A 14,375-nucleotide genomic window follows, 5' to 3' on the forward strand; every position below is an offset into this window, starting at 1 on the left:
CCTAGAACTTGAAACCGCGATGGACGGCGACGATGCCCCCGGTAAGGTTGTGTACATCGCAGCGCTCGAATCCCGCCTGTTCCATCATGCCCTTGAGGGTTTCCTGGTCGGGATGCATGCGGATCGATTCGGCCAGGTAGCGGTAGCTGTCGGCATCCTTGGCGACCAGATCGCCGATGCGCGGCAGTACCTGGAACGAGTACAGGTCGTAAAGTTTTTCCAGGGGCTTGTTCAGCGGCTTGGAGAACTCCAGCACCAGCGCGCGACCGCCCGGCTTGAGCGCACGGTACATCGATTCGAGCGCCTTCTGTTTGTCGGTGACATTGCGCAGGCCGAACGCGATGGTGATCAGATCGAAGGTGTCGTCGGGAAATGGCAGCTCCTCGGCATTGACCTGCGCATACGCGAGATTGCCGGCATGTCCGCGATCGACCATGCGATCACGCCCGACGCTGAGCATGGCCGCATTGATGTCGGTCATCAGCACCAGCCCATCGGGGCCGACGAGGTCGGCGAACCGGTCTGCCAGATCACCGGTGCCGGAGGCCAGATCGAGAATCGTCTGTCCGCGGCGCACACCGGCGAGTTCGACCGCGTAGCGCTTCCACAGCCGATGAACGCCCATCGACATCAGGTCGTTCATGACATCGTATTTGCCGGCGACCGAATCGAACACGCCGCGCACCAGGCCCGCTTTATCGCGCGGGTCGACGCTGCGATAGCCGAAATGGGTGCTGTCTTTGTTGTCTGCCATGGGAGCGGTCCCGCTGTGGTGGGGCGGGCGCCGCAGAACGTCAGGCGGCGGGCTCTTTACGGGTGTAGCCCTTTTCCTTCAGCTCTTCGAGATACTGCGCCCACAGGTCATCGTAGTGCTTGCCCAGATTGTACAGGGTTTCCCACGAGTAGATGCCGGTGTTGTGCTCATCGTCGAAGTGCAGCACCACCGCATAGTTGCCGACCGGTTCGATGCGATCGATATTGACGCCTTCCTTGCCCAACGGCACCTTGCGCTGCCCCGGCCCATGACCGGCGACCTCGGCCGACGGCGAATAAACCCGCAGGTACTCTGCCGGCAGTTTGAAGTTCGACCCATCATCGAAGGTGACCTCGAGCACGCGCGACATGCGGTGCAGGTTGAGCTCTGTGGGCGTGGGCGTACTCATACGACATTCCTCGACGGTTTCGTCCCGCTGTGCCTCGGGCGCACGGGTGGCAAATTTCTCGATGCCGGCGATTCTACCGTCTTTGCCCTGTCGGATAGCCCAAAAAATGTCCGCCTATTTAAAGGTACGCATCGCCGCTTGTCGGCAGGCAAACGCCATCGCCCCGTCGACCAAGGAACGATATGCTGTCGCAGATGAAGTCTTTGCTTACCCGCCTAGCCGCCGGCGATACCGCTATCGCCGGATGGATGCTGTTTGCCGCCATCGTGGCGTCGATCATTCTCGGCCTGGGTCTGCCCATCAGTGCGGTGGTGCCGGGGCTGGCATTTTGGCTCGCCGGTCTGCTGCTGCTCCACAGGGTCCGCGGTTTGCCGCGCATCCAGATGATCGTGATGCTGTTGGTTGGTCTGGCGGGCCTGGGTTATGCGGCGTGGACCGGCGGCAGTGCCGAGATAACCAAGGCGATCAGTGCCAACCAGGCGTTGCTGGCGATGCTCGGAGGGGTGACCTTTCTGCGCCTGATCAGTCTGCCGGAGGTGGATGCCGGAGAAGAGGATCCGCGCGGACCGCACGCCTTGTGGCGCACCTTGTTTGGCGTTCACCTGTTCGGCTCGGTGATCAATCTGTCGGCGGTGATGATTCTCGGCGACCGGCAATCTCGGCGTGCGCCGATGACGTCGTTACAGGCGACCGTGCTGTCGCGTGGCTTTTCACTGGCCGCGCTGTGGTCGCCGTTCTTCGCTGCCATGGGTATCGCACTGAGCAACGCGCCGGGTGCGCAGCTGACGACGCTGTCGTTGGTCGGTCTGCCGCTCGCGGTGCTCGGCCTGGTCATATCCGGCCGCGAATTGACACGGAGCGCGGGCGGATTGGATTTCGTCGGCTACCCAATGCATTTCGGCGCGCTGTGGATACCCGGGCTGCTCGCCCTGATGGTACTCGCCGCCCACGAGGTCTTTCGTGCCGTACCCATTCTCACATTCATCAGCCTGTTGTCGATCCTGCTGACGGCCGTGGTGCTGGTCGTGCGTCACGGCAATGCGGCGCTGCAACGGCTACAGCAACACGTACGGGGCGGGTTGCCGCAGATGTCGGGTGAGTTGGCATTGTTTCTCGCGGCGGGCGTGTTGGCCGCCGGCATCGCCAGCGTTGCGCACAGCAGTGGATGGCGTCTCGATATCGAACACGTCGGTGCGACCGAGGCGAGCGCCTTGTTGCTGGTGATGGTGGCTGTGTCCGTCGCCGGGGTACACCCGGTCATCAGCATCTCGACCGCCCATGGATTGCTCGCGCCGATGTCTCCCGACCCGAACCTGATGGGCATTACCTACCTCATGACATGGGCTGCCGGTGTATCCAGCTCGCCGTTTTCGGGGATGCACCTGGGTATGCAAGGGCGCTTCGGCATCGATGCGCGTGGGTTTCTGCGTTGGAACGGACGCTTCACCTTGATCATGTTGTTTTTCGATGTTGTGGCTTTACATATTTTTGAACGCTTTTACATCTAGATGGTCCAACATCCGGTTTGCCGTCTGCGCATGCTGCGTTGCACCTTGCCGTTGGCATGGGTATTTACGTAGCTTATTGCTATGCCGAACAATAATTAGTGGCTTCGATGATGGTCGCCCGGCAGACGGCACGTTAGTATCTGCGACCAAAATTCAACGCCCTTTCTGGAGTAGTACGCCGCAATGGCAGGGGTTCTGGTTAGTTACCGCCGAGATGACAGCCAAGGCTATGCGAGCCGCCTCGCAGATGATCTCCGAGAACTTCTCGGTGCCGATCGCGTCTTCCGCGACGTAGAGATTCCGCCGGACAGCGACTTCACCGATGTGCTGCATCGCGCGATCGCGGCTACCGATGCGCTGGTCGTGGTCGTTGGACGCCACTGGGCGGCACTTTCCGACGATGGGCACGCCACCCGCTTGTTCGATCCCACCGATTGGATACGCACGCAGATTGAAGCGGCGTTCGCCCAAGGCAAGGCCGTCGTGCCGGTTCTGGTCGGTGGCGCAGAGATGCCGGGGCGAGGATCGCTGCCGCGCAGCATCGCGCGGCTCGCCAGCTACCATTCCGATTCGCTGACCGCGACCGACTGGCAGACCGGCGTCGCCGAATTGGTCGACCACCTTGTCGATTTGTGTCCCTCGCTCGTTGCAGAAAGGGTGCGCGGTGCCTATTCCGAGACGCCTTTGGACGTGCTGCGTGAATTGGATGATGGCTTTCAAGCCAAAGTGCATTCGCGTCGTCGGCCCAAAGTGGCCCCGCCAACCTTGCCGCCCACCTTCGGGCAACGCCTGCTACGGGGTGTCTTGCGCGCTTCGCTGGTCATGTTGATTCTGTTGATTGTGGGGGCACTGGGTTACATGGGTGTGCGCTTGTTCGGCAACACCGAGATGATCGAAGAACTCGATGCCATCGAGTCGGTGGTGAACCAGCGCTTTCAGTGATTGCCGCTTGTCGGCTTGGCCGGCTCGCGTCACCCCCACTGTCGTGACTATGCTTGACGCATCATCCAGCTGACGCGGCTACGACGTGACACCTGCCGATCTCGCCACCCCGAATCCCCATGCAATTGCCGTCATGCTGTTGACGCTGGTCGCGTTGCTGTTGTTCACCCGCGAGCGCCTCGCCCTGGAAACCTCGAGCCTGTTCGTGCTCGCTGCCCTGGTGCTGGGGTTCGAGTTGTTTCCTTTTGCCCGCGAGGGTGTCCGTCTTCATGCTACCGATTTCTTTCTCGGTTTCGGTCACGAGGCCTTGGTGGCGGTGTGTGCCCTGATGATCGCCGGGCAGGGCCTGGTGCGCACCGGGGCCCTCGAGCCGGTGGGCCGCTTGTTGGCGCGTGCCTGGGGGGTGGCGCCGTCGTTCTCGTTGCTGCTGACCTTGTTGATAGGCGCGCTGTTCAGTGCCTTCGTCAACAACGTCCCCATCGTGGTGTTGTTGCTGCCGATCCTGATCAGTGTGTCGCTGCGCACCGGCAACCCGCCCTCGGCGGTGCTGATGCCGATGGGCTTTGCCACGTTGGTCGGGGGCATGAGCACAACGATCGGCACCTCTACCAACCTGCTCGTGGTCAGCGTCGCCGCCGACCTCGGGGTGCCGCGATTCGAGATGTTCGACTTCCTCCTGCCGGTGGCGATTGCCGGCAGCGTCGCGATCCTCTACCTGTGGTTGATCGCGCCGCGCATCATGCCGATACGCCAGACCGAGCTCGAAGACAACCGGCCACGTGTTTTCTCCGCCCAGCTGCACATTCCGGAAGACAGCTTCGCCGACGGCAAGACACTGAGCGACGCGATCGACAAGGCCGGCGACATGAAGGTCAGCCGCATACTGCGTGGCGAGCAGACCTATGTCACCCCTTTGCCGGATGCCGTACTGCGTGCGGGAGACCGGCTGCTGGTCAACGATACGGCCGACAACCTCAAAGAGTTCGAGAGCGCCCTGGGCGCCGCGTTGTATTCGGCCAATGCACCAGTCGATGAAGACAACCCGCTGCATGCCGACGATCAGCAACTGGCCGAGGTCGTCGTCACTCAGGGTTCCTCGTTGGAAGGCAGCAGCCTGTCGCGATCACACTTCGCCGACAACTATCAGCTGCTCACTCTGGCGCTGCATCGCGCGGGGTGGCAGATGCAGGCACTGCGAGCCCAGGTGCACGACATCCGCCTGCGCGTCGGTGACGTGATCCTGGTGCAGGGCGCACGTGATCACATCAGTGAGATGAAGCGGCGCGGCGACGTGCTGGTGCTCGACGCCACCGCCGACCTGCCGACCACGCGCCGGGCGCCGCTGGCGATGCTCATCATGGCGGCCATCATACTGAGCGCCGCGCTCGGCCTGGTACCGATTGCCATCAGCGCACTGGTCGGTGTCCTCGCGATGCTGGCGACCAACTGTCTGAGCTGGCGCGATGCCGTACGCGCATTGAATACCCAGGTCGTCATGATCGTCGTGGCGAGCCTTGCCCTCGGCTCGGCGCTGTTGGATACCGGCGCCGCCGATTATCTGGCCCAGGTGTTCGTTGCCTACACCCAGGGGGTGTCGCCGGGCGGCCTACTTAGCGGCTTGATGTTGTTGATGGCGTTGATGACGAACATCGTTTCGAACAACGCCGCCGCGCTGATCGGTACGCCAATCGCCATCGGTATTGCCCGGCAGTTGAATCTGCCTGCCGAACCCTTTGTGTTGGCGGTGCTGTTCGGCGCGAACATGAGCTATGCGACGCCGATCGCCTACAAAACCAATCTGCTGGTGATGAGCGCCGGAGGCTACCTGTTTGCGGATTTCCTGCGCATCGGCATACCGCTGACCTTGATCATGTGGGCGGCTTTTTCATGGTTGCTGCCGATGCTCTACGGGCTCGCCTGGTAGACGGCGCAACGGCGAACGCTGCGCCGTCTACGTATCAGGCTAGCTGGCCACGCATCCGCGCAGCGCGCTCTTTTGGTGCCGGGTGGGTCGACAGCCAGTTCGAACCTCCGCCGCCCGACAAGGCGTCGAGCTTCTCGAGCGCCGTTACGCACGCTGCAGGCGCGAAGTTCTTGTCTTTCATAAAGCCCATCGCGTAGTCGTCGGCTTCGTTCTCGTTGCCCTGCGAGTGCTGGGCGACTACCACTTTTTCAAACAGCTCGCCCAATTGCGAATCCGCCAGGTCGGCATGCTTGGTACCGCTGGCTGCGACGGCATCGCGCAGGCCACCGGTGGTCAGCGCGACCTGCATGCGTTTGCGGGAATGCCCGGCCTTGACGTGACCCATCTCGTGGCCGACCACGTAGCGGACTTCGTCGTCGGTCATCAGGTCGAGCAAGCCGCTGTAGAGTCGCACTGTTCCGTCAGCCATGGCGAAGGCGTTGACCTCTTCGGTCTCGTAGACTTTGAAGTTCAGCGTCATGCCGTCATAACTGTCGAGACCCTCGGTGAGCGTCGCCAAGCGCTTGCCGTACTCGCTGTCGGGTGCCGCGACACGGTTTGCATCATCCTGTTCCTTTGCAAGTTGTGCGCAATAGTTGGCAATGTCCTCGTCGCTCAAGGTAGCGGCGCCGGTCAGCGATTTTGCCGCACCGAATGCGCGGTCGAGATCCAGTGCCGAAACCCGGCCGGCCATCGATACGCCGAGCAGCAGCAGGCATTGACGTAACATTTCTCTTCTATCCATAGGTCCATTCGTCCTCTAAAAACTCATTCAACAAACGTTTTGCCACCCGAAGGGTGTACAGCGCGCGGGATTTTCGCATTAATGATCCGGCCAAAACACGAACGACCTCCGGTTACGACACTTTGCGGCCGCGAACGGGTTGCGAAGAACCAGGCATGACGCCTGCGCCCGGGTTGTCGAGCAAACAGGTGGATTGATGAGGAAACGTACGGTGATACTGCTCGCGACAGGGATATTGATTGCAGCCGGCTATCTGTTGCCCGAGCGTGTCGTCGTGCCGGTGCAGAATGCGAGCAGCAACGATTGGCATCCGGACTCGTTTTGGTTCGAGCCCTGGGGCACCTCGGGAGTGCATAAGGGCATCGACATCTTCGGCGCGAAAGGCACGCCGGTCGTCAGCACGGTTGACGGGCTGGTGGTGTTTGCGGGCGATCTACGCAAAGGCGGCAATGTCGCCTTGGTCCTTGGGCCGAGTTGGCGCTTGCACTATTTCGCCCACCTCGACACCGTCGACGTATCTGCCGGTTCTTGGGTTACTTCCGGTAACATCGTCGGCCGCCTTGGCGATAGCGGCAATGCGAAAGGTAAACCGCCGCATCTGCACTACGCGATCGTGCGTATGATTCCGCTGCCTTGGAAGATGGACAGGTCGACACAGGGATACAAGAAAGCCTTCTTCATCGACCCCGATCGCTATCTGCGCGCTGCATTGGCCCGGTAATGCGATTTAACAATCCGGCAATGGCCAACAGCCGGCCAACGTGAAATAGTCCGTCAATCATGGCTGAATCGACCATATCGCGGTATTCGAAGCGCCGCGCGATGCGAATTGTTTGGACAGCAGTCGCGACGCTTGCGGCGCTGTTTGTCACTTGGCTGCGACCGGAAGTCTATTGGAGTGTTTTGATCTGTGGCCTCGCGTTTGTGTGGGAGCTGATCATCGGCGAATACGAGCACAGCTGTGCCGAGCCTGTAGCGCCAAACATGCAAAGCACCCAGCCTGGGTTGCCCACGGCGGTTATTTCGGCGCAGCGCATCGAACACGACGACGCAGGTATGACGATCCAGCTATCGACCGACAATGTCGAGCACATGACCTGGGACGAACTGTCGATGGTCGTGATCGAGACGAACAGTTTGGGTCCGTTCGTCGATGACGTGCACTGGTTGCTGGTGGGTAGCGATCCGGAACGCAGTTGGCGAATGGCTGCCGATACGGCAGGTTTCGACGACTTGCTCTCGAGGCTGCAGCAGTTGCCGGCATTCGATAACGACGTCGTTATCGATGCCATGACTTCGGTCGATGATGCCCGCTTTCTGGCCTGGCAACGGCCGACCTGATTGGTACGAAAGGCCGCGCGGAGACCGACATGTCGAAACGACCAAGCACATCGCACGTTGCACAACGCCACCGAGCCACTGATCGGCGCTTTTTCGTTGGCGTCATAGGTGTGCTGCTGGTGTGCCTGGCGACAGCGGGTGCATATGCCGGCCCGTTGCGCGACTGGCTCGACGAGCGTCGTGGGTCTGAAGATGATCAATTGCAGCGCGTCGATGCCGGCGCGCTGCCAAGCGATATACAGATCACGAACGATGTGCCGTATGGCGAGCATGCGCGGCACAGGTTCGACGTGTATGCACCGCATGGTGTACACGATGCACCCGTTGTCTTCATGGTGCATGGCGGTGGTTGGCGTCGAGGCGACAAGGCGCATGACCGGGTAGTCGAGAACAAGGTCAAGCGTTGGCTGCCGCGAGGCTTCGTGTTCGTATCGACCAACTATCGCCTGGTACCAGATGCGGATCCGGTGCGTCAGGCAACCGATGTAGCGCGCGCATTGGCGGCCTTTCAGCGTCGCGCCGCAGAGTTCGGCGCCGATCCGCGTAAGGTGATCCTGATCGGCCACTCCGCCGGTGCGCATCTTGTCGCATTGTTGACCGCCGATCCTTCACTGGCGGCTCAACAGGGCGTATCGCCCTGGCTCGGTGCAGTACTGCTCGATAGCGCGGCCCTGAATGTTCCCGACACGATGCGCGCACCGCCGCGCATCATGCGCAAGGTTTACAAGAATGCGTTCGGTGATGATCCGAACTATTGGCGCAAGGCTTCGCCGTATCACGCACTCGTCGCCAAGGGACCGCCGGTGCTTGCGGTGTGTTCGTCGCAACGGCGTGACGATCCTTGTGGTGCTGCAGATAGTTTCGTCGCCAGGATGCACGCCTTGGGCCGCCGGGGACAGGTGCTGCCACAGCCGATGTCGCATCGTGAGATCAACGAGCAACTCGGGTTGCCCGGCAGCTACACCACAGCAGTGGAGGCGTTCATGGCTTCAATCGACTCGCTCGTCGCCGCGCGCTTGAGGCACTGACTGCGGGCAAGGTTCGCGAGCCAACGTTGACGCGGGCAGCGATTTCATCGTGCGTTGGGCAGTGCGCAACCTTTAATTCTTGCTGCCCGAATGCGCCTCCCGACAAGCTGTGGTACGCACCACAATGCAGCGTAGTTGCCAAGCCGCATGCGCCAAAAACTGCGACCTGGTTCTAGTCAGCTAAGCGCTATCGCTTACTACAGTTCGCTCAACGGCAACACAGCGGAGACCCGACATGAAGCAACCGAACACCCTCGCAGAATCGAGCCTGGCCAAGTCGAAATTAGAATTGGTCGCGTTGTTCGTCATCACCACGATTGCATTGTCCGGCGCCTTCCAAATGCATTGGGCGGTCTCGCTACTGGTCGCGCCGTTGGCGATGGCCGGAGGCATCCTTGCCATCATGTTCGGCGTGCATACGTTGTGGATGCTGGTCACCGGTGCCGAAAAGCTCGGCATGATGGTCGGTCTGCGCAAGACTCCCTTGCTCTGACGATCTTTGTGTCTGGCGCTTGTTGTCAGCGCCAGACGCCTTCGGCTCCACTATAGCTGTCCAGCACGCGGATATAGTTCAGGCGTTCATAGTCAGAGGGATCGAGAACGCTCGACTGACTCAAGCGGCCCCGCAACTCCGCAACACTCTCGAAGCCCTGGTGTTCCATCCAGGCAGACATGTCGGCGATCACTTTGCTCAGGTGCTTCGGGCCAAGCGCCAACAAGGCATTGCACAGATGCACGACATCGGTACCGGCCAGCAAGAGCTTGATAGCGTCTTCGCCGGTGTGTACGCCGCCGGTCGCGCCCAGCGAGCATTCAACTCGGCCGTGCAGGATGGCGATCCATCGCATAGATAACAAGGCGTCGCTTGATCTTGTCGGCGTCAAGGCGTGCTGCAGCCGCATGCCTTCGATATCGATATCCGGTTGATAGAAACGATTGAACAGCGATACGCCGGCGACACCGGCTGCTTCGAGTTTCTTGATCATGTTGCCGATCGAGCTGAAGAAAGGTGACAGCTTCATGTTGATCGGGATGCTGATGTGTTCGCGCAATTCCTTCAGCAACGTGATGTAGCGTTGCTCGACATAGTGACCATCTTCCCAGACGTCACCCGCCACGTAGTAGGCATTCAGTTCGAGTGCATCGGCGCCCGCATCCGCGATCTCTTTGGCATGCGTCATCCAGCCTGTCGCGGTGACGCCGTTCAGGCTGGCGATCACCGGGATCTCCAACGACGCTTTGAGGGCGGCGACTTGTTCCAGGTAGCGATCGAGTTCGCCTGGAAAGTCCTGGTGGGCGGGCAGGTAGCTGTCTGCCTCGGCATGGCCGGTTTCGGAGTGGTGCAGAAAGGTCAGCATGCCGTCTTCTTCGGCGCGCACGGCCTCTTCGAACAGGGAATACATCACGATAGCGGCCGCGCCGGCGTCCTCGAGTTGCTTGGCTGCGTCGAGACTGCGGGAAAGCGGTGAGGCCGAGGGTACCAAGGGGTTTTTGAGTTTCAGCCCTAGCCATTGGGTGCTCATATCCATGCTGTGTCCTCCGTCGTGCGCGTCGTGGTTACTGATTAAGCGTAGACCGCCTGCCTCGGCTTGCCGACGCTCGAACATGCGCCGGCCAGTCGCGCTTTGGCGGCATCTATTGTTTGTCCGGTACCGTCGGTTCGGTCTCGCCGACCGCCAGTTTCGCCAGCTGTTCGTACAGGTGGAACTTGGCCTTGGTCTGATGTTGGGCGGCATCCATGAAGCGGTGCGCTGCCTGCGGATGGGTGCGCTCGAGTACAGCAAAGCGCGTTTCCGACATGGCGAAGTCGCGATACGGCACGCTCGGCTCTTTCGAATCGAGATGTAGTGGATTCTGGCCTTCGGCAGCCTTGCGTGGATCGTAACGGAACAGGCCCCAGTGACCGGCGTTGACGGCCAGGTTCTGTTGCTGCAGGTTCTTCGCCAGATCGATGCCGTGCGCAATGCATGGCGAGTACGCAATGATCAATGACGGGCCATCGTAGCTTTCCGCTTCGAGGAAGGCGCGCAGCACCTGCACATCTTTGGCGCCATAGGCAACCTGTGCCACATACACGTCGCCGTAGGCCATTGCCATCATCGCCAAGTCTTTCTTGATGACCGGCTTGCCGCCGGCGGAGAACTTGGCGACCGCGCCCAGCGGTGTCGCTTTCGAGGTCTGGCCGCCGGTGTTGGAATACACCTCGGTATCCAGCACCAGGATATTGACGTTGCGCCCCGACGCCAGCACATGGTCGACGCCGCCGTAACCGATGTCGTAGGCCCAGCCGTCGCCGCCGATCAGCCAGACACTTTTCTTGACCAGGTAATCGGCGACTGCTTCGAGTGAGCGCGCAGCCGGTTTGTCGATTGCCTTGAGTTTCTTGCGCAGCTCGATGACCCGGCCGCGTTGTTCGAAGATGTCGGCCTCAGTATGTTGATCGGCGGTGCCGATCGCCTCGACCAGGGTATCGCCGAGATCGCCGGCCAGTTCCTGCAGCAGTTCAACCGCATGCTCGGTCTGCTTGTCGACGGCGATCCGCATGCCCAGGCCAAACTCGGCGTTGTCTTCGAACAGCGAGTTGTTCCACGCGGGACCGCGACCGTCGGGGTTGGTGGTGTAGGGCGTGGTCGGCAGGTTGCCGCCGTAGATCGATGAACAACCGGTGGCGTTGGCGATCAGCATACGGTCGCCGAACAACTGGGTCGCCAGCTTGATGTACGGTGTTTCGCCGCAGCCGACACAGGCGCCCGAGAACTCGAACAGCGGCTGCATGATCATCGCGCCTTTGAGCGTTGTTTCCTTCAACTGGGTGCGATCGAACTCAGGCAGCGTCAGGAAGAAGTCCCAACTGGCCTGCTCGACCTCGCGGCGCGGTTCGACCGGCACCATGTTGAGCGCCTTGCGTGCCGGGTTCTGTTTGTCGCGGATCGGGCAGATCTCAACGCACAGGCCGCAGCCGGTGCAGTCATCCGGTGCAACCTGGTAGCTGATATGCGTATCCGGCGGGAAATCCTTGGCACCTTTGACCGGCATGTGCAGAAAACCGGCAGGGGCGCTGCGCGCAAGGCCCGCATCAAAGACCTTGGAGCGGATTGCGGCATGCGGACACACCAGCGGGCACTTGCCGCAGTGGGTGCACAGATCCATCTCCCACTGCGGGATCTCGAGCGCCAACTGGCGTTTTTCGTAGGCGGCGGTACCCAGCGGCCAGGTGCCGTCGGCGCTCATCGCGCTGACCGGCAGGCTGTCGCCGAGGCCGGCGATCAATGGCGCAGTCACGCGTTGCACGAAGTCGGGGGCATTGGCGGCGACCACCGGAGGCATCTCTACCTGGCTGCTGATCTGCTGCGGCACATCGATCTCGTGCAGTCCGCTAACAGCTTCATCGATGGCGGCGAAGTTGCGTTCGAGCAGCCGGCGCCCTTTGCGTCCATAGGTTTTCTGCACCATGGCCTTGATCTTGTTCAGCGCCTCATCGCGATCGAGGATCCCGGTGATGGCGAAGAAGCAGGCCTGCATGATGGTATTGATGCGTCGTCCCATGCCGGTACGCTGCGCAATACCGTAGGCATCGATACTGAACAGCCGCAGCTGCTTATCAATGATCTGTTGCTGCACCTTGCGTGGCAGGCTGCCCCACACGGTGTCGGGCGAGGCCGGCGAGTTCAGCAGAAAGGTCGCCCCCGGCGCTGCCTTGGCGAGCATGTCGTAACGCACCAGGAAGTTCGGCTGGTGACAGGCGACGAACTGGGCCTCGTCGTTACCGATCAGGTAGGTCGAGCGGATCGGCTGGTCGCCGTAGCGCAGATGGCTGACGGTGACTGCGCCGGCCTTCTTCGAATCGTATTGAAAGTACCCCTGCACGTGCTGGTCGGTGCTCTCGCCGATGATTTTGATCGAGTTCTTGTTGGCCGACACGGTGCCGTCCGAGCCCAGGCCGTAGAACACGCAGCGCGTGATGCCCTGCGCCGCCAGTGGGGCGAAGGTGCTATCCCAATGCAGGCTGGTGTGGCTCACATCGTCGTGGATGCCGATCGTGAAACCGTTTTTCGGCCGTTCGTTGGCCAGCTCGGCGAACACGCCGGCCACCATGCCGGGGGTGAACTCCTTCGACGACAGGCCGTAGCGACCACCGATGACCCGCGGCATCGCGTTGCGCTCGCCGTCGGCCACTGCCTGAACCAGCGCGGTCAGCACGTCCTTGTACAGGGGCTCGCCGTCGGCGCCTGGTTCTTTGGTGCGATCGAGCACCGCGATGGTGTTGACGGTTTCTGGCAGCGCGGCCAGCAGGTGCCTGGGCGAGAAGGGTCGGAACAGCCGTACCTTGACCACCCCAACTTTCTCGCCCCGATCGACCAGGGTTTCAACGGCCTCCTCGGCAGCCCCCAGACCTGAGCCCATCAGCACGATCACATGCGCGGCGTCCGGTGCGCCGACATACTCGAACAGGCCGTACTGGCGCCCGGTCAAGCGGCCGAACTGCGACATCACGTTATCGACAATATCGGGTAAATCGGCGTAGTAAGTGTTTACCGACTCGCGCCCCTGGAAGTACACATCCGGGTTCTGCGAGGTACCGCGCAGCACCGGTTTGTCGGGTGACATGGCGCGCGAGCGATGCGCGGCGACCAGCTCGTCTTCGATCATCGCGCGCACGGTCTGCCGATCGAGTTCCTCGATCTTGTCGACCTCGTGCGAGGTGCGGAAACCGTCGAAGAAGTGCACAAAGGGGATGCGACCGGCGAGCGAGGCGGCCTGGGCGATCAGGGCGAAATCCTGCACCTCTTGTACGCTTGCCGAACACAGCATGGCGTAGCCCGTGGCACGGCACGCCATCACATCGGAATGGTCGCCGAAGATCGACAGCGCCTGCGCCGCCAGCGAGCGCGCCGCCACGTGCAGCACCGTGGGCGTCAACTCGCCGGCGATCTTGTACATATTGGGGATCATCAGCAGCAATCCCTGCGACGCGGTGAAGCTGGTGGCCAGTGCACCGGCCTGCAGCGCGCCGTGGATGGCGCCGGCCGCACCCCCCTCGCTCTGCATCTCGATGACCTGCGGCACCGAGTCCCACAGGTTCTTCACCCCGACTGCCGACCAGTCGTCGGCCCATTCGCCCATCGGCGATGCGGGGGTGATCGGATAGATGGCGATGACCTCGTTACACAGGTGAGCGATCCGTGCGGCGGCTTCGTTGCCGTCGAGCGTGACGAGCGTGGTAGACATGGGAGTGACCAGCGGTTGCCTTTATGTCGCCAAGATTGGCGATGGCTACCTTGCTCGGCAACCGCACCCACAGGCTTGCTTGACGTGCGTCAAGCGGGGGATCAGGCCCGGTGCTGTCTAGAACAGCCCTTCTTCGTTGCCCAGCGGATCGGGTACCGCCTGCCACTGCGAGCGCAGATTCTTGCGAAACAACAGCTTTTCCTGCGCCGATTCAGGCAGATCGGTGAAGCGGAATACGCCGCGACCGACCAGCAGGTCGATCACGTCTTCGAGTACCCTGACCAGCCCGATATCGAGTTCGCGCAGAAATGCCTGAACATCCGGATCGTCGATCGCTGCCGCCTCGGCGCCGCCTTCGGCCGTCGCCGACAGCCCGGTAATGACGCCGCTGGCGTCTCGGATGACAAAAATTGGCTGCATGCCGGTCTGCCTCGACAATTTCGTGGGATGTTTCAG

Annotated in this window: 13 protein-coding genes; 7 read left to right on the top strand and 6 right to left on the bottom strand. The window is 61.4% G+C overall.

The window, feature by feature from the left end; translation table 11 throughout:
- Position 1 precedes the first annotated feature (1 nt).
- Both ubiE and B1781_RS00305 read right to left on the bottom strand, forming a co-directional pair.
- On the bottom strand, positions 2-754 hold the full coding sequence (gene ubiE, locus B1781_RS00300; RefSeq protein ID WP_078117786.1) for a bifunctional demethylmenaquinone methyltransferase/2-methoxy-6-polyprenyl-1,4-benzoquinol methylase UbiE: 753 nt from the start codon (positions 752-754) through the stop codon (positions 2-4).
- 40 nt (positions 755-794) lie between these two features.
- Positions 795-1,163, bottom strand: a complete 369-nt coding sequence (locus B1781_RS00305) for a gamma-butyrobetaine hydroxylase-like domain-containing protein (RefSeq protein WP_078117787.1) — start codon at positions 1,161-1,163, stop codon at positions 795-797.
- Positions 1,164-1,357: 194 nt separating this feature from the next.
- On the opposite strand from B1781_RS00305, the gene B1781_RS00310 reads away from it, so the two are divergent.
- From B1781_RS00310 to B1781_RS00320, 3 genes are all read left to right on the top strand, one after another.
- Positions 1,358-2,671 (top strand): hypothetical protein, encoded by a 1,314-nt coding sequence (locus B1781_RS00310; RefSeq protein ID WP_125931803.1) that lies wholly within the window; start codon positions 1,358-1,360, stop codon positions 2,669-2,671.
- Between the two features lie 183 nt (positions 2,672-2,854).
- Positions 2,855-3,613, top strand: coding sequence for a toll/interleukin-1 receptor domain-containing protein (locus tag B1781_RS00315; protein WP_078117789.1), 759 nt, complete (start codon positions 2,855-2,857; stop codon positions 3,611-3,613).
- A gap of 85 nt (positions 3,614-3,698) precedes the next feature.
- Positions 3,699-5,537: an SLC13 family permease gene (locus tag B1781_RS00320; protein ID WP_125931804.1), complete on the top strand. Its 1,839-nt coding sequence runs from the start codon at positions 3,699-3,701 to the stop codon at positions 5,535-5,537.
- 34 nt (positions 5,538-5,571) lie between these two features.
- Here B1781_RS00320 and B1781_RS00325 read toward each other — a convergent pair whose 3' ends face one another.
- On the bottom strand, positions 5,572-6,321 hold the full coding sequence (locus tag B1781_RS00325; protein ID WP_078117791.1) for a M48 family metallopeptidase: 750 nt from the start codon (positions 6,319-6,321) through the stop codon (positions 5,572-5,574).
- A 196-nt stretch (positions 6,322-6,517) separates the two neighbouring features.
- Between B1781_RS00325 and B1781_RS00330 the strand changes: the two genes are divergently transcribed.
- The 4 genes from B1781_RS00330 to B1781_RS00345 all read left to right on the top strand — a co-directional run bounded on the left by B1781_RS00330 (position 6,518) and on the right by B1781_RS00345 (position 9,183).
- A complete protein-coding gene (locus tag B1781_RS00330) occupies positions 6,518-7,042 on the top strand; it encodes a M23 family metallopeptidase (RefSeq protein ID WP_078117792.1) in 525 nt (174 codons plus the stop codon).
- A gap of 263 nt (positions 7,043-7,305) precedes the next feature.
- On the top strand, positions 7,306-7,662 hold the full coding sequence (locus tag B1781_RS00335) for a hypothetical protein (protein ID WP_125931805.1): 357 nt from the start codon (positions 7,306-7,308) through the stop codon (positions 7,660-7,662).
- Between the two features lie 29 nt (positions 7,663-7,691).
- Positions 7,692-8,690: an alpha/beta hydrolase gene (locus B1781_RS00340; RefSeq protein ID WP_078117794.1), complete on the top strand. Its 999-nt coding sequence runs from the start codon at positions 7,692-7,694 to the stop codon at positions 8,688-8,690.
- Between the two features lie 235 nt (positions 8,691-8,925).
- Entirely contained in the window at positions 8,926-9,183 is a 258-nt protein-coding gene (locus B1781_RS00345) for a hypothetical protein (RefSeq protein WP_078117795.1), read from the top strand.
- A 25-nt stretch (positions 9,184-9,208) separates the two neighbouring features.
- Here B1781_RS00345 and B1781_RS00350 read toward each other — a convergent pair whose 3' ends face one another.
- The 3 genes from B1781_RS00350 to B1781_RS00360 form a co-directional block, all read right to left on the bottom strand.
- Positions 9,209-10,219, bottom strand: a complete 1,011-nt coding sequence (locus B1781_RS00350; protein WP_078117796.1) for a dihydroorotate dehydrogenase-like protein — start codon at positions 10,217-10,219, stop codon at positions 9,209-9,211.
- A gap of 106 nt (positions 10,220-10,325) precedes the next feature.
- Complete coding sequence (nifJ, locus tag B1781_RS00355; protein ID WP_078117797.1) at positions 10,326-13,919, bottom strand: pyruvate:ferredoxin (flavodoxin) oxidoreductase; 3,594 nt, start codon at positions 13,917-13,919, stop codon at positions 10,326-10,328.
- 117 nt (positions 13,920-14,036) lie between these two features.
- Positions 14,037-14,339 carry a hypothetical protein gene (locus tag B1781_RS00360; RefSeq protein ID WP_078117798.1) on the bottom strand — a complete coding sequence of 101 codons (303 nt, stop codon included), beginning with the start codon at positions 14,337-14,339 and terminating at the stop codon, positions 14,037-14,039.
- Positions 14,340-14,375 lie beyond the last annotated feature (36 nt).

The organism is Thiosocius teredinicola (assembly GCF_002009425.1).
In the GTDB taxonomy this organism is placed as follows: Bacteria; Pseudomonadota; Gammaproteobacteria; order Chromatiales; family Chromatiaceae; genus Thiosocius; species Thiosocius teredinicola.